This is a genomic window from Micromonospora sp. WMMD980 (assembly GCF_029626035.1).
GTDB lineage: Bacteria > Actinomycetota > Actinomycetes > Mycobacteriales > Micromonosporaceae > Micromonospora.
Window position 1 is genome coordinate 4,740,996 of record NZ_JARUBE010000003.1, and the last position, 23,530, is coordinate 4,764,525.

A 23,530-nucleotide genomic window follows, 5' to 3' on the forward strand; every position below is an offset into this window, starting at 1 on the left:
CGATGCGGCTGGCGAGGGTGTGCGCAACTCGCCCGGCGGCGAAGTCAGGTGCGCCGGGGTGGCGCGTCGGGCATCCGGGGCCGACGGTCGATCGGGATGTTCCGCAAGCTTTCGAAGGATTCCGCTTCGAGCTTTCCGTTCGGGCTGATCGGTATGTCGGTGCGGACGTCGAGCACGGACGGGACAGCACCCATCGGCAGCAGGGTCGCGAGGTGGGCGGCTAGTTTGCGCTTGTCGAGCTTGGCGTCCGGTGCGACGACTGCGGTGGCGCCGAGGGTGGCCTCCGAGACGGGATCCGCCGGGTCGGCCGGTATGACCGTGGCGATGGCGTCTTTGACGCCAGGGCACCGGCGGAGAGCCTCTTCCACCTCGCCCAGCTCGACCCGCAGGCCGCGAATCTTCACCTGGCGATCGGTGCGGCCGTCGAAAATCAGTTCACCGGTTTGAGTGAGATGCCCACGGTCGCCAGTCGCGTGCTCTTGTCCGAGCGGGGTTATCCGTCCGTCGACGATGCGACCGAGGGCGAGGTGGGGCGATCGGACGATGATCTCGCCCGGCTCGCCCAGCGGCGGCTCCGACCCGTTCGGGCCTACCAGCCGTACGTGGAACCCGGGCGCCGGCTTTCCCAGTGGCACTGGGCCATCACCCGTGGCGATGTCCTCATCTGAGGGCGTCAGGTGCATCGCTACTTGTGGTGTCTCGGTGGTTCCGTACACCGTCGTGAGCCGGGTATTCGGGGCGGCCGCCCTGAACTGCTGGAGATCGCGCCAGCGCAGCGGCTCGCCACCTAGGAGAATGCGGCGAAGTCGGGGCAGGCGAGTGAGTGCCGGTACGAGCACGCGCCGGGCCACGCTAGGGGTCAGATGCGCGGACGTGATCTCCTGCTCCGCGAGCCATTGTGCGAGGGCTGCTGGGCGGGCCCAGGTGCGCCCGTCGGGTATGTGCACGCTCGCGCCGATGGACAGCGGGAGGAAAACGTCGCGCAGGAGTGGGTCGTGCGACAACCCCGAGATCATGCTGAAACGGTCGTCCGCCGAGTACTCGAACTCGTCGACGCTCCACCGTAGGTAGTGAACGACGGCATCATGACCACCCACCAGGCATTTCGGCACTCCGGTTGTGCCCGAGGTGAAGGCTAGGTAGGCGACGTTTGAGGCGGCGCCGACCGCGATGCCACCACCGCCGCTGCTGATGGCAGTCACATCGATGTGCGGAGCGTCGACTTGTGGATGGCTCGCAACCCCGGAAGCGACGACCGCGTGCGGCTCCATCAGCTCCGCCATGGACTGCAGCCGCCGGCGTGGGTACGACTGATCAAGCACGGCGAAGCAGGCCCCGGCCAGCAGCGTACCGAGGATGCAGACGATCAGGTCCGGGCTGCGTCTGCCGAGCACCGCCACCCTCGATTCGGGTGTGACGCAGGGCCCCGGCAAAGTCGTCAGGTGATGCCGAGCAGTGCCAGCGGGCGGATGCTGTCGCGGGCGTGATGCCGGTTGGCGGCGGCGATGTTGGTGACGCCAGCGGTGCGGAGTGCGCCGATCGCGGCGTTGCGTAGAGCGGCCATGACCTCGGGTCCGGTGCCGGTGCGGATCTGGCTGCGGTCCTCGTCGTAGGTGACGTCGCGGACCCAGTGGACCTTGTTCTCGATCGACCAGTGCTCGCGGGTCCACGCTGCCAGTTGTGCTGGTTTTGCCTGGTGGACGCGGAGGTCGGTGATGGCGTAGACGGTCTCGGTGGTGAAGCGTTTCGGCTGGTCGAGGCGGCGTCTGCGGCGGCGGATCTGGATGGCTTGGGCGGCGTGCGGGAAGTCGATGCCGGTGGAGATCGTCAGGATCTTGCAGCTGCGGATCTCGCGGCGGCCGTGTCCGCGGTCGGTGTCGCGGGTGGCGTCGGGGACTGCCCGCCAGGGCAGTGCGGTGAGCTGGGCGTGCAGGTGGGGTTGGTTGCCTTTGACGGTCAGGATCCAGTGCGCGCCGCGCTCGGCGAGGTAGTCGACATGCTCGCGTTGGCAGTGCAGGGCGTCGGCGGTGATCACCGTGTCGCGCAGGTCGCTGATCTGGTCGAGCAGCGGCGCGAACCGGGTGATCTCGTTGGTCTTGCCGTCGACGTCGATGCTGGCCAGGACCACACCGGTGGCCTGGTCGCAGGCGGTCATCACGTGCCGGGCAGGGGTGTCGGTGGTGCGGGAGCCGCGCAGGGTCTTGCCGTCGACGGCGATCGCCCGGCCGGCCGTTGAGGTGGTGGCGGTGGCCCGGCCGGCGAGCCAGACACTGATCGCCGCGGTCAGTAGCTGCGGGTCCATGGCCTGTAACAGCCGGCGGATCATCGCCTCCGACGGGCGCCGGTCGGCAGGCATGCCCAGGGCGAGAGCCGTCGTGGCCGGCACGTCGGCGACCCATTCGGCGATCGCGGCGTACGAGCGGTAGCCGGCGACCACAGCACACACGGCTGCGGTGACCACGACCGTCAGCCGATGCCGGACACCTCGCCGGGCCCGTGGATCAGGCAGACCAGCGAGCGCTTCGGGCAGCCCACCAGCGGTTTCGGCAACGGTCAGAGCCGGTGCGCAGGACAGGGACGAGATCAGCGATGATGGCAGCGCGGGCATGACTCACTTCGGGCGATCAGCATGGCGTAGAGAACCTTGATGATCTTCTGAGCCGGTCATGCCCGCCTTGCTGCCACCACCAACGGCGCTTCTACCCCAAGCCTCACAAGTCGGACACCGTTACGACTTTGCCGGGGCCCTGGGGTGTGACGCCCCTGGTGACGAGTGCGGCGGCCACGTCTCCCGCGCGCTCCCGGAGTTCCCGGTACGTCAGCCTTGTGCTCGGCGACTGGACGGCCGTGCGGTGAGGCCCGTCCTCGGCCATGGCAAGGAATCGGGAGTGAATGCGGTCCCGGTCTGCGGTAATCCCCGTTGTAACTAGCACATTTCCCCGTTCCTGCGATGCCGCAACGCGGTTGGCGCGCGCAGCACCCATCACCCACTCTCCTCGCGGAGGTTGAGGGTGACGCCTCCTTATCTGTTGCGGTCGCACGACGTGTGATCATGGCGACCTGCCCGCAAACGGTAGTCGATGCCTCGACCGTCGGCAAGACCCGTGTTGGCTACCGATTAAGGCCGCAGATTTCCCACACTATCCCCAACCGGCGCGGCAACGAATTTGCGCATGTGAGCGCCGCCTCGAGCATACAACGAAGGGCTGATGTGAAGGCAGTCACATTGACATCTACGCCATCGCACCGGACCGATCACCGAGGATCGTGACCCATGTGACCTGCAAAAACCTGATGCGATGGGGAGCTTGACGGCGAGTCCCGAAGGACACGCGACCCTCGCCAGCGCTTCCGTCAGCAGATCTGACGAGCACTCGGACCACAGCCTTCTCGTCACGGCAGAGCCACGAAAAAATTCAGCTCTAATTACAGCTCTTAGAGAACCGTGATTATTAGAGTTGCCTCCGTTGAACGCATTTTTATACGCGGGTCGCAGCACAGGTTTGGAGAGCATCCGACGGCTCATGTGACGGGTTCCGCACCCGCACCCGCAAAGATGCGGGCGATCCAATCCACAGGATAAGCAGCTACCGCGTGGATCGCCGATGACTGTTCAATCACCCAACAGACGACGTCCCGGTAGCAGTTACTGGCGTCCAGTCCGCCATTCTTCAAGGGTGATCGACTGGCAACCCTTGGTAACATCTACCGAGGTCATGGGTCTTGGCGACCGGCCGTCGCCCCCTTCGGCATCCGGGCCTGGTAACGACTAGAGCTGGCAACGGCCGCTTTTGCGAAAGCTCCCTCCTCGCCGCAACCACACTCGAGTTGCACCTGCGACAGGTGGCCCAGCGGACAATCCCGCCCTACCCCATCCCGTGAGGCGGTCGCTTCATTCGCAGGAATTCTGGGGTTACGAGCAGGCGGCGAAAATCTTCGGGCACTCCCCGCGAGCCAAAAAGGAGCTACATTGATGGGTGTCGACGGTGCCTCCTCGACCGGGTTAGCGCTAGCCGCATGTGCCGTCTGTGTCAGGCTCCTGCTCACAGGAACCGCGGCCACCACAGCGAGCCTCCTCCGTCGTGATCATGCTGGTCAAAACGGGCGCCCAGAGCGGAGCCTGTCAAGTCAACTGAGACATTTTCTTGATTTTGTTTAGCTTTGTGCTGCTGGTTGGTTGGGCACGGGCGAGGCGGTGGTCTGTTCGGGGTCGCTGTTGTCGGGTTTGTTGATCCATGCCCGGTCCGGGAGGCGGGGCGGGCGTGGACGGCGGCGGCCGAACCGTTGCGGGTGCGCTGCCCAGGCCGCGTCGAGGGTCTGTTGCCGCTGTTCACGGATCTGCCCGGCGGTGCCGTGATGCACCGATGCCGGGGTGTGCAGGCCGACCCCGGAGTGCCGGTGCTCGTGGTTGTAGTAGGTGTAGAACGCCTCGCAGTGCTGCCGGGCGTGCTGGATCGACCCGAACCGCTCGGGAAACGTCGGGTCGTACTTCAACGTCTTGAAGCTCGCCTCGATGTACGGATTGTCGTTCGATGTCTTCGGACGGCTGTGGCTACGGCCGATCTTCAGATCGGTCAGCAGCTGGGTGACGGTCTTGCTGGTCATCGCGGCGCCACGGTCGGCGTGCACGGTCAACTGATCGGCATCGACGCGTTCGCGGGCGGCCGCGTCAGCGATCAGCGCCTCGGCGAGCTGGCCGTCCTCGTGCGCGGCGACCAGGTGCCCGACGACGTAACGGGACCAGATGTCGATCACGGTGTAGAGGTGGAACCAGACGCCCTTCTGCGGGCCGCGCAGCTTGGTGATGTCCCAGGACCAGACCTGGTTCGCCGCGTCGGCCACGAGTTCGGGTTTGGTGCGGGCCGGATGGCTGGCCTGGCTGCGGCGTTCGCCGCTCTGCCCGGCAGCCCGCAAGATCCGGTACATCGTGGACTCCGAGCACCACCAGCGGCCCTCGTCGAGCTCGCGGGCCCACACCTGCGCCGGCGCCAGATCTTGGTACTCGGGCCGGTTTAGCAGTTGCAGCACCTGCTCACGTTCCGCCTCGGACAACGCCGACGGCGGTGGCCTGCGCGCGGTCCGCGGCCGTGAGATTAGCGGTGGTACGCGGTGCCGGTAGAGCGTCGCGCGGGAAACACCGGTCAGCCGGCAGGCCCCGGCGATGCCCCACGCCGGGGTCAGCGCCTGCTGTGCCTCGGCGAGGACGGGTTCGGCATCGGCGCGGAATCCGCGCTCTCGGAGAGCAGTTCCAAGAGCGCGTGCGCTTTTCCCATGATCTGCAAAGCGGTCTCAGTCTTGGCCAGCTTGGCCTGCAAGCGGGCGTTCTCCCGCTGAAGACGGGCAAGTTCGGCGCTCTCGGCCTTCTTCGCTGCCCGCGCGGCCGATTGCCGCCGGTCCGTCAAGCCGGCCGACGCTCCGGCGTCTCGGGCCTTGCGCCAGTCGAGAATGTGTGACCCGTACAACCGTTCCCGGCGCAGAATCGCCCCGCGAGCCGCCGCGTCCGGCGCCGCGTCGTACTCGTCCAGGATCCGCGCCTTGAACTCTGCGGTGAATGTCCGCCGCTGGGGCCGGGCGTCCGGATCCAGGCTCTCGTGGGGCTTCGACGTTATGCTAATGATCTCTCCTCAGGACCGTCCAGGAAGAGTATCCCCTGGTAGACGGGCTGTCTCACATCAGCGTGACAGGGAGGGAGCTTGGGCATGGATGAGGAGTCTCTACGCGAGTTCGCATGGCACCAGCTCCGCTGATCTTGGTTGTTTGGGCTGGTAGGGCCTCTTGTCGCGGATGCAGGCCCAGAGGACGTTGAGGCGTTGTCTGGACAGGGCGGCGGTGGCTTGGCGGTGGGTCTTTCCTTCTGCTCTCTTCTTGTCGTAGTAGGCGCGTGATCGTGGGCAGTGGGTCAGGGCGGTGAAGCTGGACATGCTGAACACCCGGCGTAGGCCCCGGTGGTAGCGGTGCGGCCGAATCTGGTGACCCTGCCTGCGGCCGGAGTCGCGGGAGATCGGCGCGAGGCCGGCGTGCGCGGCGAGCGCTGCGGCGCTGGGGTAGGTGGTGAGGGTGCCGGCGTGGGCAAGGAACTCGGCGGCGAGGGTGGTGCCGATGCCGGGCAGGCTGGTGACGATCTCTCCCAGCTCGTGCTCCGCGACGATGCCGGCGATGGTTTCCTCGATGGCGACGATGCGATCGTTGACCGCTTCCAGGTCGGCGGCCATCTGTGCCAGAATCCCGGCTGCGGTGGCCTCACCGGCGACGTTGGCGGTCTGCGTCCGCGCGGCGGTGAGAACCTTGGCGGTGAGTGCCTTGGCTGCCCGCACGCCGTGCTCACGTAGGTAGTCCAGGATGCGGGCTTCACCGGCGCGACGCAGTCCGGCGGGTGTCTGCCACTGGGCGAGGAGCCGCAGCGCGCCCTTGCTGCGTAGGTTCAGCGCCTTCTCCAGGGCAGGGCTGATCATCGTCAGGAGGTCCTGGATGCGGGCGGTGATGCGGACTCGGTCGGCGACCAGGTCGAGGCGGCGGGAGACGAGCAACTTCAACTGCTGCTGCACCCCGTCCGCAACGGTGAGGGTCGGTAGGTCGCCGCGCATGCGCAGGGTCTGAGCGATGACGTACGCGTCGTGGGCGTCGGTCTTGCGTTCGCCGTGGAATGCCTCCGCCATCCGTGAGGTGACCGTGCCGCTGACGTAGCGCACGTCCGCGTTGCGGTCGAACAGGACCGCCAGCAGCAGTGCCGCTGGTCCGCCGCGCAGGTCGACGGCCCAGCGGATCGACTTACGGCGTTTGCCGAGCCGGCCGGCGATGCCGGAGATGGCCCGCTGATCGTTGGGAATCTTCTCGGACACCACCACGGTGCCGTCGTCGTCGACGACGCACACGTGGTGGTGGGTCTTGCCGACGTCGACGCCGGCCCACAGGCTGCCCATCGGGCATCACCCTCTTCGGTTGTCTGGTCAGGGGGCGTGGACCCGCCGCGGTTCAGTAGTCACAACTTCGGAAAGGGCGATCGGTCGCAAGTCTCCATCCAGTGCTGATATAGCGGTCATCAGCGAGGGCCGGGGCGTCCTACTCCAAGCTGGCCATGACATCGGCAGCACACACCCAGACAGTCACCCGACCCTCCGGGTCCAACCAGCAAACGACACAATTCGATGTCCGGTTGCGGGTCCCGACGGACACCCGGAGCCCAGGCCGCCGCTATCAGGGGCGTCGCGCCGGAGCGCCAGCGGTCCAGGATCTTGCGCACCTCGGTGATGGTCACCGGGCGGCGTGGACCATGCCGTCAGGTTTCGAGGCTTGCGAGGTTGAGGCGTTCGAGCAGGCTGGGCTTGCGGGCGTGCGCCGCCCGTAGCTGGGCCAGCCGGTGCTGGAACGACGAACTGTCCCCGTCGCGTTCGCTGAGTTCGCGCAAGTCGACGAGGAGTTGCACGGCGGTGTCGTATTCGCGGGGTTTCTTCGTGGCGATGAGTTCGTCGACTCGCTGCCATGCGGCGGGTTGGTCGACCGTGAGGGTGTCGAGGTGCCGTTGCCGGGCGGCTGCTGCGGACCGTTCCCGGCGAACCCGCTCGCGTTCGCGCTCCTCGGCGTCCCGTCGATCCCGCTGGGCGCGCAACTCCGCAGCGGTGGCGAGCAGTTGCCCGGCGGTGCGGGCGGCTGTCGGGGCCGGGTTATCGGTGCGGTGTGCGGCGCGGTAGCGGCGCAGCAGTCGGTTGCGCAGGTGGCTGTCGCCGCTGGTGATCAGGTCGGTCAGGATGGCGTCCTTGTCCCGAGCGGGCAGCCCGAGGACCCAGGTGCGTAGTTGCGCAGCGGTCGGTTCACCGGAGGCGGCCGGCGCCGACCCGACCGCCGCAGCCGCGATCAGGTCGGGGTCGATGCGCAGGAACTCGGTGATGGCGGTGAGGGGCGCGTCGAGGGTGCCCAGCCCGGCGGGGACGGGTGGTTCGGGCTCGTCGTCGGCGACGTCCTCTGACTGTACGCAGCGGAGCCAGGCCAGGTAGAGCAGGCGCAGGTCGCCGGCGGCGAGGCTGGCCCGGACCGGGATGATCGAGGCGAGCAGGCCGTGGCCGTCGAGGTCCCACTCGTCGGTGCCGTCCTCGTCCTCGTCCTCGTCGCGGAGGTCGATGATGACGTGCTTGCCGGCGGTCCACGCGGATGCGCTGTCACCGTGGCAGTACTGGGCGACGATGTCGCGGTCGAGCACGTGTGCCGGTAGCCGGAGCATGAGCCGGCGGGTGCCCCAGTTCGCCAGGTACAGGTGCGCGTCGAAGTACCGTTCCATCAGCGTGCGCGGGTCGCCCTTGAAGTCGCCCCACTCGTAGGTGTTGACGAAGCTGGTGGCGGTGATGTCGGCGCGGGTAGACAGCGACCGCAGCTCGGCCCGCTCCCGGCCGCTGAGGGGCCGGTCGACGGCGGCGAATTCGTAGTACTGGTACTCGCTCACCGTGGCCTACCGTCCGGCCCAGTGCCGGTAGGCGTCGATCCAGGCGGTGCCGTCCGGCGGCGGAGTGGGGAGCGGCAGGTCGAGTAGGTCGATCCGCTGCCGGTGGCGACCTCGGATGCAGACCGCGACGATGGTGTCCGCGGTCAGCTCGACCTTTCGCACGGTGACCTCGACGCCGAGGACGGTGGTGGTGAACGGCACCGCCAGATGCTCCTCGATCACGGTGAACAGGCCGGCGAGCTGCTCGTCGTCGCCGTACGCGTCGACGGTGGCTTCCTCGATCATCGCCTCCAGCGCGGCGGTTCCCTTCGATGCCATCGGTGGAGGATAGCGGACCGGTGCTGGGGTGTTCGGCGCCCGATGCGCGAGGATGGTCGGCATGGGTTCGGTGGCCGAGTTCGTCGATCTTCGACGGGAGGTGGAGCGGTTACGGGCGGAGAACGCCCGGCTGGCACGTCTGCTGGAGTTGCGCGGCCAGGACACGTCTGCGGCACCGGAGCAGTTGTCCGCTCCGGTCGAGCCACCGGGACTGGTCACCATGGCTTCGCCGACTCGGGACAAGCTGGCGTTGTTCGCCGACCGGTTCCGAGCACGGGCCGACGTGTACGCCGTGCGGTGGGACAACGCCCGTACCGGCGCTGCCGGGTGGATGCCCGCGGTGGCCGGCGGCTGGCGTAAGGGTATGGACCGGCGGGGTGCCACCTACCTGCCTCGCACGACGGAGGTCGTCGCGGCGCATCTGGTCGGCGACGTGTTCATGGGCCTGTACCCACTGATGCCCGGCAACACCTGCCACTTCGTCGTGGCCGACTTCGACGGGCCGACCGCAATGCTCGACGCCCTCGCCTACGTGAAAGCGGCACGAGCCAGCGCGGTGCCCGCCGCGTTGGAGATCTCCCAGTCCGGCCGCGGCGCCCACGTGTGGATCTTCTTCACCGGCGCTGTTCCCGCGGCCACCGCGCGGGCCGTCGGCACGGTCCTGCTGCGTGAGGCGATGGTGCTGCGCGGGTCGATGGACCTGCGGTCGTACGACCGGCTGTTCCCCAACCAGGACGTGCTGCCCGAGGGTGGCTTCGGCAACCTCATCGCCGCACCGCTACAGGGCCGCCGCCGCAAGGACGGGCTGACCACCTTCCTCGACCTCGGCACGCTCGAGCCGTACGCCGACCAGTGGGCGTTCCTGTCGACGCTGGACCGGCTCAGCCCCGGTGACGCCGAACACATCGCCCGGCAGGCCAAGCAAGCCGTCACCGGTGCCGACGTCGCCACGATGAGCCGGTCCGCCGCGACGCAGGTCCACCCTCCGCTACCTCCGGTGGTCCACGCGGAGGCCGGTGCCGGGTTGAGCCTCGACGCCGGACAGCTCACCCCTGCCGCGCTGGCGACTCTCAAGCACGCCGCCGCCATGGCCAACCCGAAGTTCTACGAGTTGCAGCGGCTCCGCAAGTCCACCTGGGACACCCCACGCTTCATCCAGGGCTACGACCTCACCCTCGACGACCGCCTGGTCCTCCCACGGGGCCTGCGGCACACCATCGCCGCCATCGTCGAACATGCCGGGTCACGGCTGGCCGTCACAGACGCACGAAACCCCGGGAGCGAGATCGACACCGCGTTCACCGCCGAACTCACCAGCAGGCAGGCCACCGCGGTCGGCGCGCTTCTCGCCCACGACGACGGGATCCTGGTCGCCCCACCCGGCTCCGGCAAGACCGTCATGGCCTGCGCCATGATCGCCGAACGCAGCACCTCCACCCTCGTCCTCGTCGACCGCAAAGCCCTAGCCGACCAGTGGCGCACTCGTATCGAGCAGTTCCTCAGCATCAAGCCCGGTCAACTTGGTGGCGGCCGACGCAAGCTCACCGGCACCGTGGACATCGCGCTGCTGCCCTCCCTCGCCCGGCGCGACGACGTCGCCACCCTGACCCAGGGGTACGGCCACGTCATCGTCGACGAATGCCACCACCTCGGCGCCGCCGCGTACGAGCACTCGGTCAAACGGATCGCCGCGCAGTTCTGGCTCGGCCTCACCGCCACCCCCACCCGGCGCGACGGCCTCGGCCAACTCGTCACCTGGCAACTCGGACCCGTCCGGCACACCCTGACCGACGAGGAACAAGGCACCCTCGCGGCAGCGATGCACGCCGACGCCGGACCCCGACGAGCGCTGTTCATCCACGAGACCACCTTCCAGCCCGGCGACGTCGACCTTGACGCCCCCGGCGCGCTCGCCGAGGTACACCGGCGACTAGCTCTCGACGAGCCCCGCAACACCCAGATCACCGACGATGTTGCCGTTGCCCTGACCCGCGGTCGCAACTGTCTCGTCCTGACCCGGCGGGTCGCCCAGGTCGAGGCTCTCACCGCTCTACTCGCCGCACGCGGACACCAGGCGCTCGTGCTCCAAGGCGCGATGAGCACCAGCGAACGGCGGATCATCGTTGACAGGCTCGACGGCGCCAAGACCGGCGACGGCCTGCTCGTCATCGGCACCACACCGTTCATCGGTGAAGGCTTCGACGCCCCCGCCCTCGACACCCTCTTCCTCGCCGGCCCGATCTCCTACGACGGCCTACTCGTCCAATGCGCCGGCCGCGTCATCCGCGCCGCGCCCGGCAAGGACCTCGCCGAGGTCCACGACTACCACGACCTGGCCACCCCCATCCTCGCCGCCTCACTCCCACGCCGCATGCCCGGATACCGGGCCCTCGGCTTCACCAAAACATGAGCGCATTCCACCGCCATCACCACGACTGGTCCCGCCTGTCACAGAGATACGACCAGACGCCAAGCATGCTGGGCCTAGCGTAGTAGGCTGAGGGACATGGGCCGGTTCTCCGAGGATGAACTGCACGCGGTTGTCTCCCGGTACGAGGCGACGCGGGCGCAGGCATTGACCGAGCGCGACGAGCAGCTGCGGGCATTTCACGCGGCCGGGTGGCGGCCGGTGGATCTGCAGCGGGTCACCGGGTACAGCCGAGAGACGATCCGCCAGGCACTCCGACCGGAGGTCCGGCGGGCGACCAACCTCAGCCGGCGCCGCACATCGCCCCAGCCGCCGGCGGACTACCGGACCTACGGTGACCGGAAGCCCTACGTGGTGGCCGAAGCCTTTGCGCACCTGCAGGGCCCGACCGAAGGTGCGGTGACGCTTCCGCGTCATCTGGACTGGTCCGGGCATGCCGAGTACGACCTTGACCGGCCCGCACGCCTGGCCAGCATGTACAAGGTGGTGCTCACCGAAGCCAGCACGGTCGAGGACCTCAACACCTGGCTCGATGCTGGCCTCCTCCGGCGACTCTGGCCCACCCTCTGGCTGCCACCCCAGCTCCGCCAGCGCTGGGAGGAAGCCTTCCCCGAACTCGCCGCCACCCGCAGCGACGCGGCGTAGCGGGTGGACCCCTTCCACGAACGCCTCGCCCGCACCGGGCTCGCGGCGGCCGACCGATACGGCTTCGCGCTGGCCGGCGGCTACGCGGTTCAGGCCGCCGGACTTCTCGAGCGGCCCAGCGAGGACGTCGACCTGTTCACCGCCTGGGACCGCCGCAACGAGTTCACCGCCGCGGTCACCGCCGTCGTGCGCGCCTACCGCGACGACGGCCTCACCGTCAAGGCCGAGCGCCAGTACGACGCCTTCACCCGACTGGCCGTCACCGACGGCATCCGGGTTTCCAAGGTCGAACTCGGCGTGGATTGGCGTGCCAACGAACCGATCCTCATGGCGATCGGATCGGTCCTGCACCCCGACGACGCGGTCGCGAACAAGATGAGCGCACTCTACGGACGAGCGTTCGCCCGGGACTTCATCGACATCGACGCCACACTCCGATCCGGCCGCTACACCCGCGACGCCCTCCTCACCCTCGCCCAGCGCGCCGACCGCGGTTTCGACCCGCGCATCTTCGCCGACGCCCTCGGACAAGCCGCCCAGCTCGACCCCGACGACTTCGCCCAGTACGGCGTCACCGGCCAAGCGCTCGACAATCTCCGAAGCCGATTCACCCAATGGCGCCGCCAACTACTCAGCGAGAAGGAGCCCCCGCGACCTGACGGCTCCGCCAGCTGATCTCCCAGCGCCCGGTAAAGAGGAATCCCAGCAGGAAGCCGCCGCCGATCACCGGCCGCGACCGTGCTCCGGTGGGGCTCGGCGAAATGGTTCTCTGCGCCGCGCCACATGCAGCGCGGACACCGATGACAGTCTCCGTTCTCTACGCTGCTCCCATGGCAGCGTGTCCCGAGCTGACCAGGCCGGCCCCCCGCGTGGGGTCCGGTCACGGTCTCTCCGGGGCAACCCCGGGGACGCGATACTCACCTCGGCACCACACCACAGGTGCGTCGGCACGCTCCGCGAGCCTGTGCACCCGCACGACCGGGCATCGTCGGGACACGCTGCCACCACCGGCCCCGTCATGACCACCATCCATGCCCTCGCCACCGCGCTCGCCGACGCGTTCCTCGCCGGCGACGGCTGGCGCCGCGCCGATCTCGTAGGCCAGGGTGGGCTCGTCCTCGGCGTCCGGCGGCGATGGCTGTGGCCGGTCGCCGACGCGGTGCTGGTCGCCTACCCGCGCCCACCCACCGACCGGCCACGCGAGCTGGCCACGTTCCTGAGCACCTTCGACCCGCTCCGTGCGGCAGTCGCCACCGCCCGCCAGCACCAGCGGCCGATCGTCATCCACGCGCGGCCCGCGACGCCGACCCGCACCGTCCACCGACCCTGGCACACCCCCGTCATCGACACCGTCGGCGATCTAGCCGCGATGCTCGACCTGAGCATCGAGCACCTCGACTGGTACGCCGACCGACGTGCCATGAACCGACGCGCCTTCGCCCACCGGCTGCACCACTACCACTACCGCTGGACCGACCGGGGCCGGCTGATCGAGGCACCGAAATCACGGCTCCGCGCCCTGCAACGCCGGCTGCTCACCGAGGTCCTCGGCCCCATCCCGGTCCACCCCGCCGCCCACGGCTTCGTACCCGGCCGCTCCGCACACACCTTCGCCGCCACCCACACCGCACAACCGGTCGTCGTCCGGATCGACCTGCTCGCCTTCTTCACCCACATCCCCGCCACCCGCGTCCACGGACTGCTCCGCACCGCCGGCTACCCCGAACCCGTCGCCCACACCCTCACCGGACTCTGCACCACCCGCACCCCGCACCCCGCACCCCGTCCTCCGCCAAGCACCCACCGACCTACCCCACCGGACAACCCGGCTCGCCGCGCTGCGCACCGGCCACCTGCCCCAGGGCGCGCCCACCTCACCCGCACTGGCCAACCTGTGCGCCTACCGACTCGACCGACGCCTCACCGGCCTCGCCCACGCGTTCGACATCACCTACAGCCGGTACGCCGACGACCTCGCCTTCTCCGGCGACCTCACCACCCGACGCATCGACGACCTGATCGCCGCCGTCACCGACATCGCCCGCGACGAGGGCTTCCGAGTCCACCCAGCCAAGACCCGCGTCCGTAGCCGAGCCGACCGGCAACTCCTCGCCGGACTCGTCGTCAACCACCACCCCGCCACACCCCGCGACGAATACGACCAGCTCCGCGCCATCCTCCACAACGCCACCCACACCGGCCTCACCGCGCAGAACCGGACCGGCCACCCCGACTTCGCCCAATACCTCATCGGACGAGTTACCTGGGTCAGCCATCACCACCCGGCACGCGCAGCCAAACTCGCCACGCTGCTGGCCCACGCTCTCGCGGCACCGTAAACTGACGCGGCACGGCACCTTCACCGGATCCCGCAAAAACGCGTCGAACCGACCGAAGCAGAGCCTGACCAGGACTTACACCTGATCATCGATGATCATCGTGCGCGCTCCAAGCACGGTCGGCGGCGGCGATCTGGTCGTGGAAGCGGGTGTGCACCCAGCAACGTTCGCCGAGGATGTTCAGCTGTGCCCACCGGCCGGAGGCAGGGCCGACCCGGGTGCGGCGGGGCAGGGTGCCGAGCAGACGTTCCGGTCGTGCGCCGCCGGATGACTTGGTGCTCTCCAGCACGTAGATGGCGTCGTCGGTGACCGCCACGCACCGGTACTTGTTCCACGCCGTGACTCCCACGAGGTAGGTCAGCATGACGAACATGAAGAAGCCGAAGTTCGGTGCGGTCTGGTAGGTGAACGCCTGGCGGATCACACTGCAGGCGGGCAGGAAAGGGGGCGCGCGTTCGACCAGATCTTTGCGTGGCTCGGATTTGCTTGTCACCACTGTCTGGTAGCACACGCCGCGTTCCGGCGGCAGGGGGGACAGCGCCGCGGTGTCCGGTCAAGAGGGCTGGCCACAGCACTCACCCAGGCGCAGCAGCCCGTGACGCACGTTTCACGATCACCCCGGAGTCCGCTGCTGCCGCGCACGCCGCGCCGAGGCCGGCTGGGTAGGGTGGGTAGCCGTTCGCGTCCCGTGAGGAGAACGATGACCGCGCAGCCATCCAGGCCCACGTTCGGCCTCGACGACTTCGGGCTGGACGACCGGATGCGGCTGTTCGGTTACGTGACGGCGGAGAACCGGTTCGCCTATCTGTGGCTGCTGCGGGCGTTCGATTCGGCACGGTCCAGCTACCACGTGGTGCTGCACACCTCCGACGTGGCGGCGGCGCTGGCGACGCTGCACGAGGCGGACGCCGACTGCCCGGATCCGGCCGGGCTGGAGTTGCCGCGGCTGCTCGACGCCCTGGTGGAGTGGGGGGTGCTCGACCGCGGGCAGGACGGTTCCCGGGCCACGACGCTGGCGGAATACCGCAACCGGCACTCGGTGTACCAGTTCACCGAGGCGGGCTACCGGGCGCACCGGGCGGTGGAGGCGGTGCTGTCGGCGAGCATGGACGACTCGACGCTGTCCCGGCTGGTCTTCGCCGACCTGCTGGCGGACCTGAACGCGCTCGCCGCGGCCAACGAGGCCGGGGACGCGGAAGAGGTCTACCGGAAGTTCAACCGGTTGGACCGGGCGTTGGCCGACATCGCCGAGCGGGCCGCCCGCTTCTACCACATGCTGGGCGACCTGGGGCGGACCAACGACGTGCGGCCGGAGGCGTTCCTCGCGCACAAGGACGCGCTGCTGGCTCATCTGCGGGACTTCCACGACGAGTTGCAGCGGTACACGCCCCGGCTACGCGCGGCGGTGCACGAGGTGGAGGCGACCGGCCTGGAGCGGCTGATCGAGGCGGCCGCCGAGGCCGACGAGCGGCTGTTCCACACCCCGGTGCAGCGGCTGGAGGACTGGCGGCGCCGCTGGGCCGGGCTGCGGTCCTGGTTGGCGCCGCCGGGCCCGGAGCAGCCCAGCGAGGCGGACCGGCTGTCGGACGCCACCATCGCCGCGATCGGTGACGTACTCGCTCTGCTGCGCCGGGTCACCGAGGCCCGACGTGGCGGGGTGAGCCGGGAGTCCCAGTTGCGGCACCTGGCCGCCTGGTTCACCTGCACCGGCACCCAGGAGGCCGCGCACGCCCTGTTCGACGTCGTGTTCGGTCTCGGCGCTCCGCGCCACGCGGGCGTGGCGCACCCGGATCCGGAGGCGATCGCCAGCCGGCTGTCGTGGTGGGAGGCCCCGGCGGTGGAGCTGTCCCGCACCCTGGTGACCACCGGTCGGGCACCGGGGCAGGGTCGGGGAAGGCCCGCCCGGTTGGACCGGGTCGACGAGCGCCGGCACCGGTTGCGCAGCGATCAGCTGGCCCGGGAGCACCGGTTGGCCGACGCGGCGACGGCGCTGACCGGCGTCGGCGTGGACGATCACCAGTTGGACCGGTCGCAGACCCAGGTCCTGCTGCGCCTGCTCGACATCGCACTCGCCGCCCGGGTGGGTGGCCGAGCCGGAGTGCCGCTGGCGGCCGCCGCGCACGGCGTCCGGCTGACCCTCACCCCGACGCCGGGCCGGTTCACCACAGTGCGCACCGCCGAGGGCCGGCTGCATCTGGACGGGTACGCGTTAACGGTCACCGCCGCGCAGCACACCGCGGTCCGCCGACCCGAGCTGGTGCCGGCGTGACCGCGGAGGCAGGGGCGCCGCGGCCGGCGGCCCACCGGTTCGCCGTCGACGTCCCCGAGTTGGAGTTGGCGGACTACCAGCGGGCGGTCCGGCTGGTCCTGCGCCACCCGCTGATCACGGCGACCTGGCCCGACGAGCGGGCGCTGCCCCGGGTACGACGGTTCGCCGCCACCCTGCGTCGGGATCTCGCCGAGGCGTTCGGATACCGCCTGGAGCTGCACGGTTCCACGGCCCGGCTGGTACGGGCGAAGGACCAGCTCGACGGCACCCAACCGGCGGTGTCGCGCACCGGGCGGCCGTTCGACCGGCAGCGCTACGCGTACCTGTCGTTGTGCCTGGCGGTGCTGGGCCGCGCCGGGATCCAGATCACCCTCAGCGAGTTGGCCGACTCGGTGGCCGCCGACGCGAACCGGATCACCGGCCTGGGGTTGGATCCGGACCGCGGCCCGGACCGGAGGGCGTTCGTGGACGCGGTCGGCTGGCTGGAGGAGCGGGGCGTGCTGCGGCTGGCCGATGGCTCCAGCGCCGCCTGGGCCAGTGACCCCGGGGCGGGTGAGGCGTTGTACGACGTGGCGCGGGACGTGGTGTTCGCGCTGTTCCGGCCGCCCCGGGTGCTGCAGCACGTCGACTCGGTGTCGGCGATGCTCGATCGGGCGATGAGCAGCAGCGGCAACGCCGAGCGCCGGCAGGCGGCCCAGGCGGCCCGGCGGGCGGTGGTGGAATTACCGGTCGTCTACCACACCGACGTCGACCCGGCGGTCGCCAACCATCTACGCGGCTCCGCGCTCGCCGCCGACCTGGCCCGGCTGACCGGTCTGCGGGTGGAGCGGCGGGCCGAGGGCGTGCTGCTGGTGGACACCGCCGGGTTCACCGCGGAGCGGTTCCCGGGCACCGGCTCGGTGGCGCAGGCCGCGGTGCTGCTGGCGGTGGAGATGGCCGACCGGGTGGCGGACCCCGACGGCCGCCGGGTCAAGCGGCTGACCCCGCCCGACGGGCGGGCCCGGCAGCAGGTGTTGGCGGGCCACATCGACACCGGCCTGCCCACGGCCACCCTGATACGCCTCGACGACGCCGGCTCGGACGAGCACTGGATTGTCGAAGGCGAGAGCGGCCTCGACGAGACCGACAGCGCCGGCCGGTTGCCGTTCATCACCGACAGCTTCCTGCGTACCGCCGTCGGAGAGATCCTGCAGCGGTACGGGACCGCGTTCGGCGCCCAGTGGCACGCCGACCCGGAGCGCCTGCGCGCCGAGGCGGTCGCGCTGCTGGAACGCTTCAATGCGGTCACCGCCGTGCCGGGCGGGGTGCTCGTCCGGCCGCTGGTGGGCCGCTACCGCCACACCGTCGCCACGGTCAAGCCCCGCGCCTCCACCGAAACCCTGTTCTGAGGGAAGTCGATCGTGATCGAGCAACGCGCCGTCCACCGGTTCGCCCCCACCCGCGCCGGGATAATCAATCTGTGGGACTACCGGGACGAGGAGTTCAGCTTCGTCGACGGGTGGCTGGTGCTGCGCGGGCCCAACGGCTCCGGCAAGACCAAGGCGCTGGAGGTGCTGTTCCCGTTCGTCCTCGACGGGCGGATCGAACCCCGCCGGCTCAACCCGTTCGCCAGCGAGGACCGGACCATGAAGTCGAACCTGCTCTATCGGGGGCAGGAGGTCACCCACGCGTACGTGTGGATGGAATTCGGCGACGGCGAGCAGTACGTGACGGTCGGCATCGGGTTGCGGGCGCACCGGCACGTCGATCGGGTCACCCGCTGGCACTTCGTGTTCGACGGCCGGGTCGGGGTGGACTTCTCCCTGCTGGACGCCGACGACCGGCCGCTGACCCGCCGCGACCTGATCGACCGGCTGGGCGCGGACGCGGTGCGGGACTCGGCGGAGGACTACCGCCAGCTCGTCGATAACAGGCTGTTCGGCCTCGGCCCGGCCCGCTACGAGCAACTGCTGGACCTGGTGCTGACCCTGCGCAAGCCGCAACTGGCCAAGGACCTGAACCCGGTCGAGCTGTCCCGCACGCTGCAACGGGGGCTGCGCCCGGTCGAGGACCACCTGCTGGTGGAGGCCGCCCGCTCGTTCGACGACATGGAGGCGGTCGCCCGTACCCTCGAAGGGCTGGTGGCGGCGGACGGCGCCACCGCCGCGTTCCTGACGGTCTACTCCACCTATCTGCGCACCCACGCGCGGGCCGCCGCCGACGCCCTGACCGCCCGCCGCGACGCGGTCGCCACCCGGTCGACCGCACTCGGCGACGCCCGTCACGCGGCCGACACGGCGGTCGAGGCGGAGGCCGCGGCGGGTGAGCGGCTGCGGACCGTCGAGGGCGGGCCCGGACGGCTGCGCGCCCACCTGGACAGCCTGAAGGCGTCGGCGGCCTACCAGTCCCACGAGCAGCTCGCCGACCTGCAACGGCACGTGCACGACCTGGCCGAGGCGGCCGGGCGGGCCGACGAGGGCGTCGCCGCCGAGGAGAGCGCGGCGGCCCGGCGGCGTACCGAATCGGAGCGGGCGACGGTCGCGGCCCGGGACACCCGGACGGCGGCCGACCGGCTCGCCGCCGATCTCCTGCTCGACGCCGAGGCGGCCGGGATCACCTGGAGCGCCGACGACGCCGCCCCGGACGACCTGGCGGCCCGGATCACCGCCCGGGCCGCCGCCCGCCGCGACGATGTGCGCGCCGTCCGCGCGCAGGTGGCGCGGCACGACCAGGCCGACCGGGACCATGCCCGGGCCGCCGCCGACGCTGCCGGCGCCACGGCCGCCGCCGCCGGGGCCGAGCAGGCCGAGCGGCGTGCCGAGGACGCCGTCGCGCAGGCCCGCGCCCGGCTGCGCGCCCAGCTCGAACAGTGGGCGCAGGGCAACGCCGGGCTGCTGGCCGACCTCGCGCGCCCGGACCTGGCTGCCGGGCTGATTGCCGCCGTGGACATTACCGGCGAACCGGGCGCGCGGACCCTGCGCGAGGTGTACGCCGAGGCCACGGCCACGGCGGTGGTCCACTGGCAGGAGCGGCTCGCGGCGTTGACGGCGCAGCGGGCGGCCCTGGCCGACCGGCGGGCCGAGGTGGCCGCCGAGCGGGACCGGATCGCCGCCGAGCACGACGACGCGCCGCCCGCCCCGGTGACGCGGCCCGCGCCACGCGCCGGCCGACCCGGCGCACCGCTGTGGCGGCTGGTCCGTTTCGCCGACGGGTTGACCGGCGCGGACGCGGCGGCCGTCGAGGCGGCGCTGCACGCCGCCGGGCTGCTGGACGCCTGGCTGCACCCCGACCCCGGGACCGCGACGGCCGCGCTGGCCGGCGACGACCTCGACGGCTACCTGCTGCCGCTGCCGCCGCACCGGCGGCCCACCGGGGCCACCCTCGCCGACGTGCTGGCCCCCGAGGAACAGGACGACGTGCCCGCCGCGCGGATCACCGAGGTGCTCACCTCGGTGGCGCTTGCCGACGTGTCCACGCCTGACGCCGCGCCGGTCATCGGCGTGGACGGCCGGTACGCCCAGGGCATCGCCGCCGGCCGGTTCGCCAAGACCTCCTGCGAGTACATCGGCGCGACCGCCCGGGCCACCCGCCGCGCCGCCCGGGTCACCGAGTGCGAGCGGCTGCTGGCCGTCATCGACGCCGACCTCGGCGCGGTGGACCGCGACCGCGCGTCCGTCGAGGCGCTGCTGGCGGCGGTGGACGCGGCCGCCGCGCACCTGCCGGCACCCGCACCGGTCCACGCGGCGCTGCGCGAGCTGGACCGGGCCGCCGCGACGCTGCGCGCCCGGCAGGAAGCCAGCGCGGCCGCCGCCGCCCGCCTCGACCAGGCCCTGGCCGAGCGGGCCGCCGCCGCGGCCGCGCTGCGCCGCAGCGCGGCGGAGCGGTCGCTGCCGGTCGACCGGCTCGACGACACCGCCGAGGCGGTGAGCCGCTTCGAGAAGCGAGGGGTACGCCTGGAGGGCGCGCGGACCGCCGCCGCGCATGCCGCCGAGCAGGAGGACCAGGCTCGCCAGCGACACGACGAGGCAGTCGACCGGTTCACCGCCGCGGCGGAGACCGCACGCACCGCCCGCGCGCGGCACCAGGAGAAGGCGGAAGCGTACCGGACGCTGCGCGACAGCGTGGGCGCCGACGCGGAACGGGTGCTGGCCGACGTGGCCCGGACCGCCGATGCGATCATCGAGGCGGAGCAGGCCGTCGAGCAGGCCCGTAGCTCACTCGGCACCGCCCGGGAGCGGCGGGTAGCCGCGCTGACCCGGGTGGAGCTGGGCGAGCACGCGCTCATTGCCGCCGTCGCCGAGGCGCAGCACGACGCCCGACGGCTGCGCCCGTACGCCCAGCCGGACCTGCTGGGCCTGCTGCGCTGCCCCACCGACCTGCGCTGGCCGGCGCAGATGTCGGACGACGACCTGCATCCGCAGGTGGCGGCGCTGCACGAGGCGATCCTCGCCGCCACCCGGGAGCTGAGCCCCACCGAGACGTCACTCAAGCAGAGCGCCACCCGGCTCACCACCGCGCTGGCCGAACTGCAGGCTCAACTACCTGCCGCCGGCCTCGACCACCGGCCCGAGTGGGACACCGACGACGGGGTGATCGTGGTCCGGGTCGCCGACGAGCAGGGCCTCACCCCCGTCGCCCACTTCGCCGACCGGATCGCCCGCGAGCGTCGCGACCAGGAACAACTGCTCACCGACTCCGAGCAGCGGGTGCTGGAGGACGCCCTGCTCGGGCAACTTGCCCGGCAGATCCACCACCGGACCATTGAGGCCCGCGACCTGGTGGCGGCCATGGACAGCCAGATGCGGGCCCGGCGGATGTCGTCGGGGCTCACCGTCGGCGTCGGCTGGCGGCTCGCCGACGACCTGGACGCCGAGCAACGCGACGTCTGCAAGCTCCTCGAACGCGACCCGGCCCGGCTCGGGCCGGCCCAGCTCACCACCATGCGCCGGCACTTCGCCGCCCGGATCAAGACAGCGCGGGCCGCCGCGCCAGAACGGCCCTACCGGGAACTGCTCGGCGACGTCCTCGACTACCGCCAGTGGCGGACGTTTGCGTTCACCCTCCACCGGCCCGGCGGCGGCACGGAGGCACTGACGCGGGCCCGACACAGCCAGCTCTCCGGCGGCGAACAGTCGGTCTCCCTGCACCTGCCGCTGTTCGCCGCCGCGAATGCGCTGTTCGGCTCGGCCCGACCCGACGCACCCCGGCTGCTCGGCCTCGACGAGGCGTTCGCCGGCGTGGACGACACCGGCCGGGGTGAGCTGATGGCCCTGGCGAAACAGTTCGACCTGGACCTGTTCATGACGGGCTACGACCTCTGGGCCACCCACCCGGCGGTCAGCGGCGCCGCCCACTACGACCTGTCGCACTCCGCCGTGGAACACGCCGTGTCCACTGTGCTGCTGGTCTGGGACGGCTCGACCAACATCGCCGACTTCGACGGAACCCTGGCCCGCGCGCTCGGCTCCCCGGAGACCCGCCGCGCCCCCGGTAATCAAGCCGGAACCGACCGGACCGGTGTCCTGCTCGACCTCACCGACGAATGACCGACGGGCACGGCGAACGGCCGTCGGATCGGGCCGCCGCACACCCGCCGCTGGTGCCGGCCGGGCGGGACCTGCCGGGCGGCCCGGTAGATCTCGTCGAGCAGCCCGGCTGGCGGAGATTGCTGGCGGCCGCACGGCGCAGCCTGGAACGCAGCGGTGGCCGGCTCGACACCACCGTGACGCTTTCCATCCCCACCGACGACGAACGTCTCGTGATCATCGGCATCACCGGCACCCACCGCTCGGCCGCAGCGGCCCGCCTCAGCATCCGACTCGGTGAGGTGGACGAGCACCTGCGCGGCGCGCACGGAGTCGGCCTGGTCGAGGTGCTCACCATGACGGCGCCGCTGCGCAACCGGGCGTCCGACCGGACACGCGAGGCGGTGGCCCGCGACGCCGTCCTCGCTGCGGCCCGCGAGGGCCGACACGCCGGCACCGCCTGGTACGCCGAGTGGCTCGACGGGCTGCGCCGCGACGGCACCCTGACCCGCATCGTCCGCGCCGGACTGCCGTTCCAGGACGTGGTCCGTGTCCTGGATGCGCTGCCCGCGGCCGACGAACCGATTCCGGTCTTCGCCGACCGGGTGCTGGACGACACGAAGGCCCTCACCGACGGTCCGCTGCGCGGGCTCGTCCTCCGTGCCGCCGCCATCTGGCAGCAGACGGCGCTCCCGGTCGATGGCGAGCGGGAACGGGCGTTGTGGGAATCGGTTGGTCTGGTCCCGGACGACCTCGCCAGCCAGGTGCTGGTGCTCAACGTACGGGCCACCGGCGGGCTGGTCGGGCGGTGGCTGACGGAGGCCGCGCAGGCGGGTGTTCCGATGCGGGTGACCCTGCACCAACTGCGCTTGGCACCGCTCACACTGGACTGCGACGAGGTGTACGTCTGCGAGAACCCCGCGGTGCTTCGCGCGGCCAGCACAACGCTCGGTGCCCAGGCCCCACCGCTGATCTGCACCGAAGGAGTGCCGTCGGTCGCCGTCCACACACTGCTCGGCGCCGCTCACGGGGCGGCGATCCGGTGGCGCAACGACTTCGACTGGACCGGCGTACGACTGACTGCGGCGGCTCTCCAGCGGTATCGGGGCGCGGTGCCGTGGCGGATGACCGCGGCTGACTACCTGCCGAGGGCGGGCACCGGCACGGCACTGATCGGTACGCCCACCCGGACGCCGTGGGACGAGTCGCTGGGCGAGTCGATGCGGCGGACCGGCCGCGCGGTGATGGAGGAGCGGCTGCTCGACCTGCTGATCGCCGACCTGCGCGTGACCGGAGCCGGGTAACGGCAGGCAGGAGTTGACCGACCTGCTGGATGCCGTAAGTCGAAGCCGCAGGCCCGCGTATCGAACACGGATGTAGCCGCAGATCGAACGAGCGCCTCCTCGCAGATCGAACGTGCGCTGGTTGAGTTGACCGGTCATCGACGAGGTAGGGCGAAGGCCCGACGTCGAGCCGGACGCGGCAGATCGCAAGAGACCCTACGGCGGTCGATGGAGAAGTGATGCTGATCAGCACTTACGCACTTCGCTGAGCTTCAGCAGGCGATCACAGCGGCGCGCACGTGCGACCGGC

Annotated in this window: 18 protein-coding genes; 7 read left to right on the forward strand and 11 right to left on the reverse strand. The window is 70.7% G+C overall.

What is annotated here, in order from left to right; translation table 11 throughout:
- Positions 1 to 44 precede the first annotated feature (44 nt).
- The 7 genes from O7618_RS22250 to O7618_RS22280 all read right to left on the reverse strand — a co-directional run bounded on the left by O7618_RS22250 (position 45) and on the right by O7618_RS22280 (position 8,752).
- Complete coding sequence (locus O7618_RS22250; RefSeq protein ID WP_278108055.1) at positions 45 to 1,433, reverse strand: AMP-binding protein; 1,389 nt, start codon at positions 1,431 to 1,433, stop codon at positions 45 to 47.
- Positions 1,434 to 1,438: 5 nt separating this feature from the next.
- A complete protein-coding gene (locus O7618_RS22255; protein ID WP_278104995.1) occupies positions 1,439 to 2,608 on the reverse strand; it encodes an ISAs1 family transposase in 1,170 nt (389 codons plus the stop codon).
- A 1,547-nt stretch (positions 2,609 to 4,155) separates the two neighbouring features.
- A complete protein-coding gene (locus tag O7618_RS22260) occupies positions 4,156 to 5,181 on the reverse strand; it encodes an IS3 family transposase (RefSeq protein ID WP_347405420.1) in 1,026 nt (341 codons plus the stop codon).
- Positions 5,178 to 5,402, reverse strand: coding sequence for a hypothetical protein (locus O7618_RS22265; protein WP_278104785.1), 225 nt, complete (start codon positions 5,400 to 5,402; stop codon positions 5,178 to 5,180). The genes O7618_RS22260 and O7618_RS22265 overlap by 4 nt, the downstream gene beginning before the upstream one ends.
- Before the next feature lie 312 nt (positions 5,403 to 5,714).
- On the reverse strand, positions 5,715 to 6,920 hold the full coding sequence (locus tag O7618_RS22270) for an IS110 family transposase (RefSeq protein WP_278108056.1): 1,206 nt from the start codon (positions 6,918 to 6,920) through the stop codon (positions 5,715 to 5,717).
- A 356-nt stretch (positions 6,921 to 7,276) separates the two neighbouring features.
- Positions 7,277 to 8,434, reverse strand: a complete 1,158-nt coding sequence (locus tag O7618_RS22275) for a hypothetical protein (protein ID WP_278108057.1) — start codon at positions 8,432 to 8,434, stop codon at positions 7,277 to 7,279.
- 6 nt (positions 8,435 to 8,440) lie between these two features.
- Positions 8,441 to 8,752: a hypothetical protein gene (locus O7618_RS22280; RefSeq protein WP_278108058.1), complete on the reverse strand. Its 312-nt coding sequence runs from the start codon at positions 8,750 to 8,752 to the stop codon at positions 8,441 to 8,443.
- A gap of 61 nt (positions 8,753 to 8,813) precedes the next feature.
- On the opposite strand from O7618_RS22280, the gene O7618_RS22285 reads away from it, so the two are divergent.
- From O7618_RS22285 to O7618_RS22295, 3 genes are all read left to right on the forward strand, one after another.
- Positions 8,814 to 11,162 (forward strand): DEAD/DEAH box helicase, encoded by a 2,349-nt coding sequence (locus O7618_RS22285; RefSeq protein ID WP_278108059.1) that lies wholly within the window; start codon positions 8,814 to 8,816, stop codon positions 11,160 to 11,162.
- Positions 11,163 to 11,258: 96 nt separating this feature from the next.
- Positions 11,259 to 11,825 (forward strand): hypothetical protein, encoded by a 567-nt coding sequence (locus O7618_RS22290; protein WP_278108060.1) that lies wholly within the window; start codon positions 11,259 to 11,261, stop codon positions 11,823 to 11,825.
- Between the two features lie 3 nt (positions 11,826 to 11,828).
- The gene (locus tag O7618_RS22295; protein WP_278108061.1) at positions 11,829 to 12,500 is read left to right on the forward strand and encodes a nucleotidyl transferase AbiEii/AbiGii toxin family protein; all 672 of its coding nucleotides are present in this window, start codon (positions 11,829 to 11,831) and stop codon (positions 12,498 to 12,500) included.
- Positions 12,501 to 12,705: 205 nt separating this feature from the next.
- Here the strand turns inward: O7618_RS22295 and O7618_RS22300 are convergent, their stop codons facing one another.
- From O7618_RS22300 to O7618_RS22315, 4 genes are all read right to left on the reverse strand, one after another.
- Positions 12,706 to 13,113, reverse strand: a complete 408-nt coding sequence (locus O7618_RS22300) for a hypothetical protein (protein WP_278108062.1) — start codon at positions 13,111 to 13,113, stop codon at positions 12,706 to 12,708.
- Between the two features lie 216 nt (positions 13,114 to 13,329).
- A complete protein-coding gene (locus tag O7618_RS22305; RefSeq protein WP_278108064.1) occupies positions 13,330 to 13,563 on the reverse strand; it encodes a hypothetical protein in 234 nt (77 codons plus the stop codon).
- 136 nt (positions 13,564 to 13,699) lie between these two features.
- A complete protein-coding gene (locus O7618_RS22310) occupies positions 13,700 to 14,146 on the reverse strand; it encodes a hypothetical protein (RefSeq protein ID WP_278108065.1) in 447 nt (148 codons plus the stop codon).
- A gap of 103 nt (positions 14,147 to 14,249) precedes the next feature.
- Positions 14,250 to 14,675, reverse strand: a complete 426-nt coding sequence (locus tag O7618_RS22315; RefSeq protein ID WP_278108066.1) for a hypothetical protein — start codon at positions 14,673 to 14,675, stop codon at positions 14,250 to 14,252.
- Positions 14,676 to 14,864: 189 nt separating this feature from the next.
- Here O7618_RS22315 and O7618_RS22320 point away from each other — a divergent pair, with 189 nt between their 5' ends.
- The 4 genes from O7618_RS22320 to O7618_RS22335 are packed head-to-tail and all read left to right on the forward strand — an operon-like array spanning position 14,865 to position 23,241.
- Positions 14,865 to 16,433, forward strand: coding sequence for a TIGR02677 family protein (locus tag O7618_RS22320; protein WP_278108067.1), 1,569 nt, complete (start codon positions 14,865 to 14,867; stop codon positions 16,431 to 16,433).
- A complete protein-coding gene (locus tag O7618_RS22325) occupies positions 16,430 to 17,821 on the forward strand; it encodes a TIGR02678 family protein (RefSeq protein ID WP_278108068.1) in 1,392 nt (463 codons plus the stop codon). Before O7618_RS22320 ends, O7618_RS22325 begins: the two co-directional genes overlap by 4 nt.
- A gap of 12 nt (positions 17,822 to 17,833) precedes the next feature.
- Positions 17,834 to 21,958 carry a TIGR02680 family protein gene (locus O7618_RS22330; protein WP_278108069.1) on the forward strand — a complete coding sequence of 1,375 codons (4,125 nt, stop codon included), beginning with the start codon at positions 17,834 to 17,836 and terminating at the stop codon, positions 21,956 to 21,958.
- A complete protein-coding gene (locus tag O7618_RS22335) occupies positions 21,955 to 23,241 on the forward strand; it encodes a TIGR02679 family protein (protein ID WP_278108070.1) in 1,287 nt (428 codons plus the stop codon). Before O7618_RS22330 ends, O7618_RS22335 begins: the two co-directional genes overlap by 4 nt.
- The last annotated feature ends 289 nt before the right edge of the window (positions 23,242 to 23,530 follow it).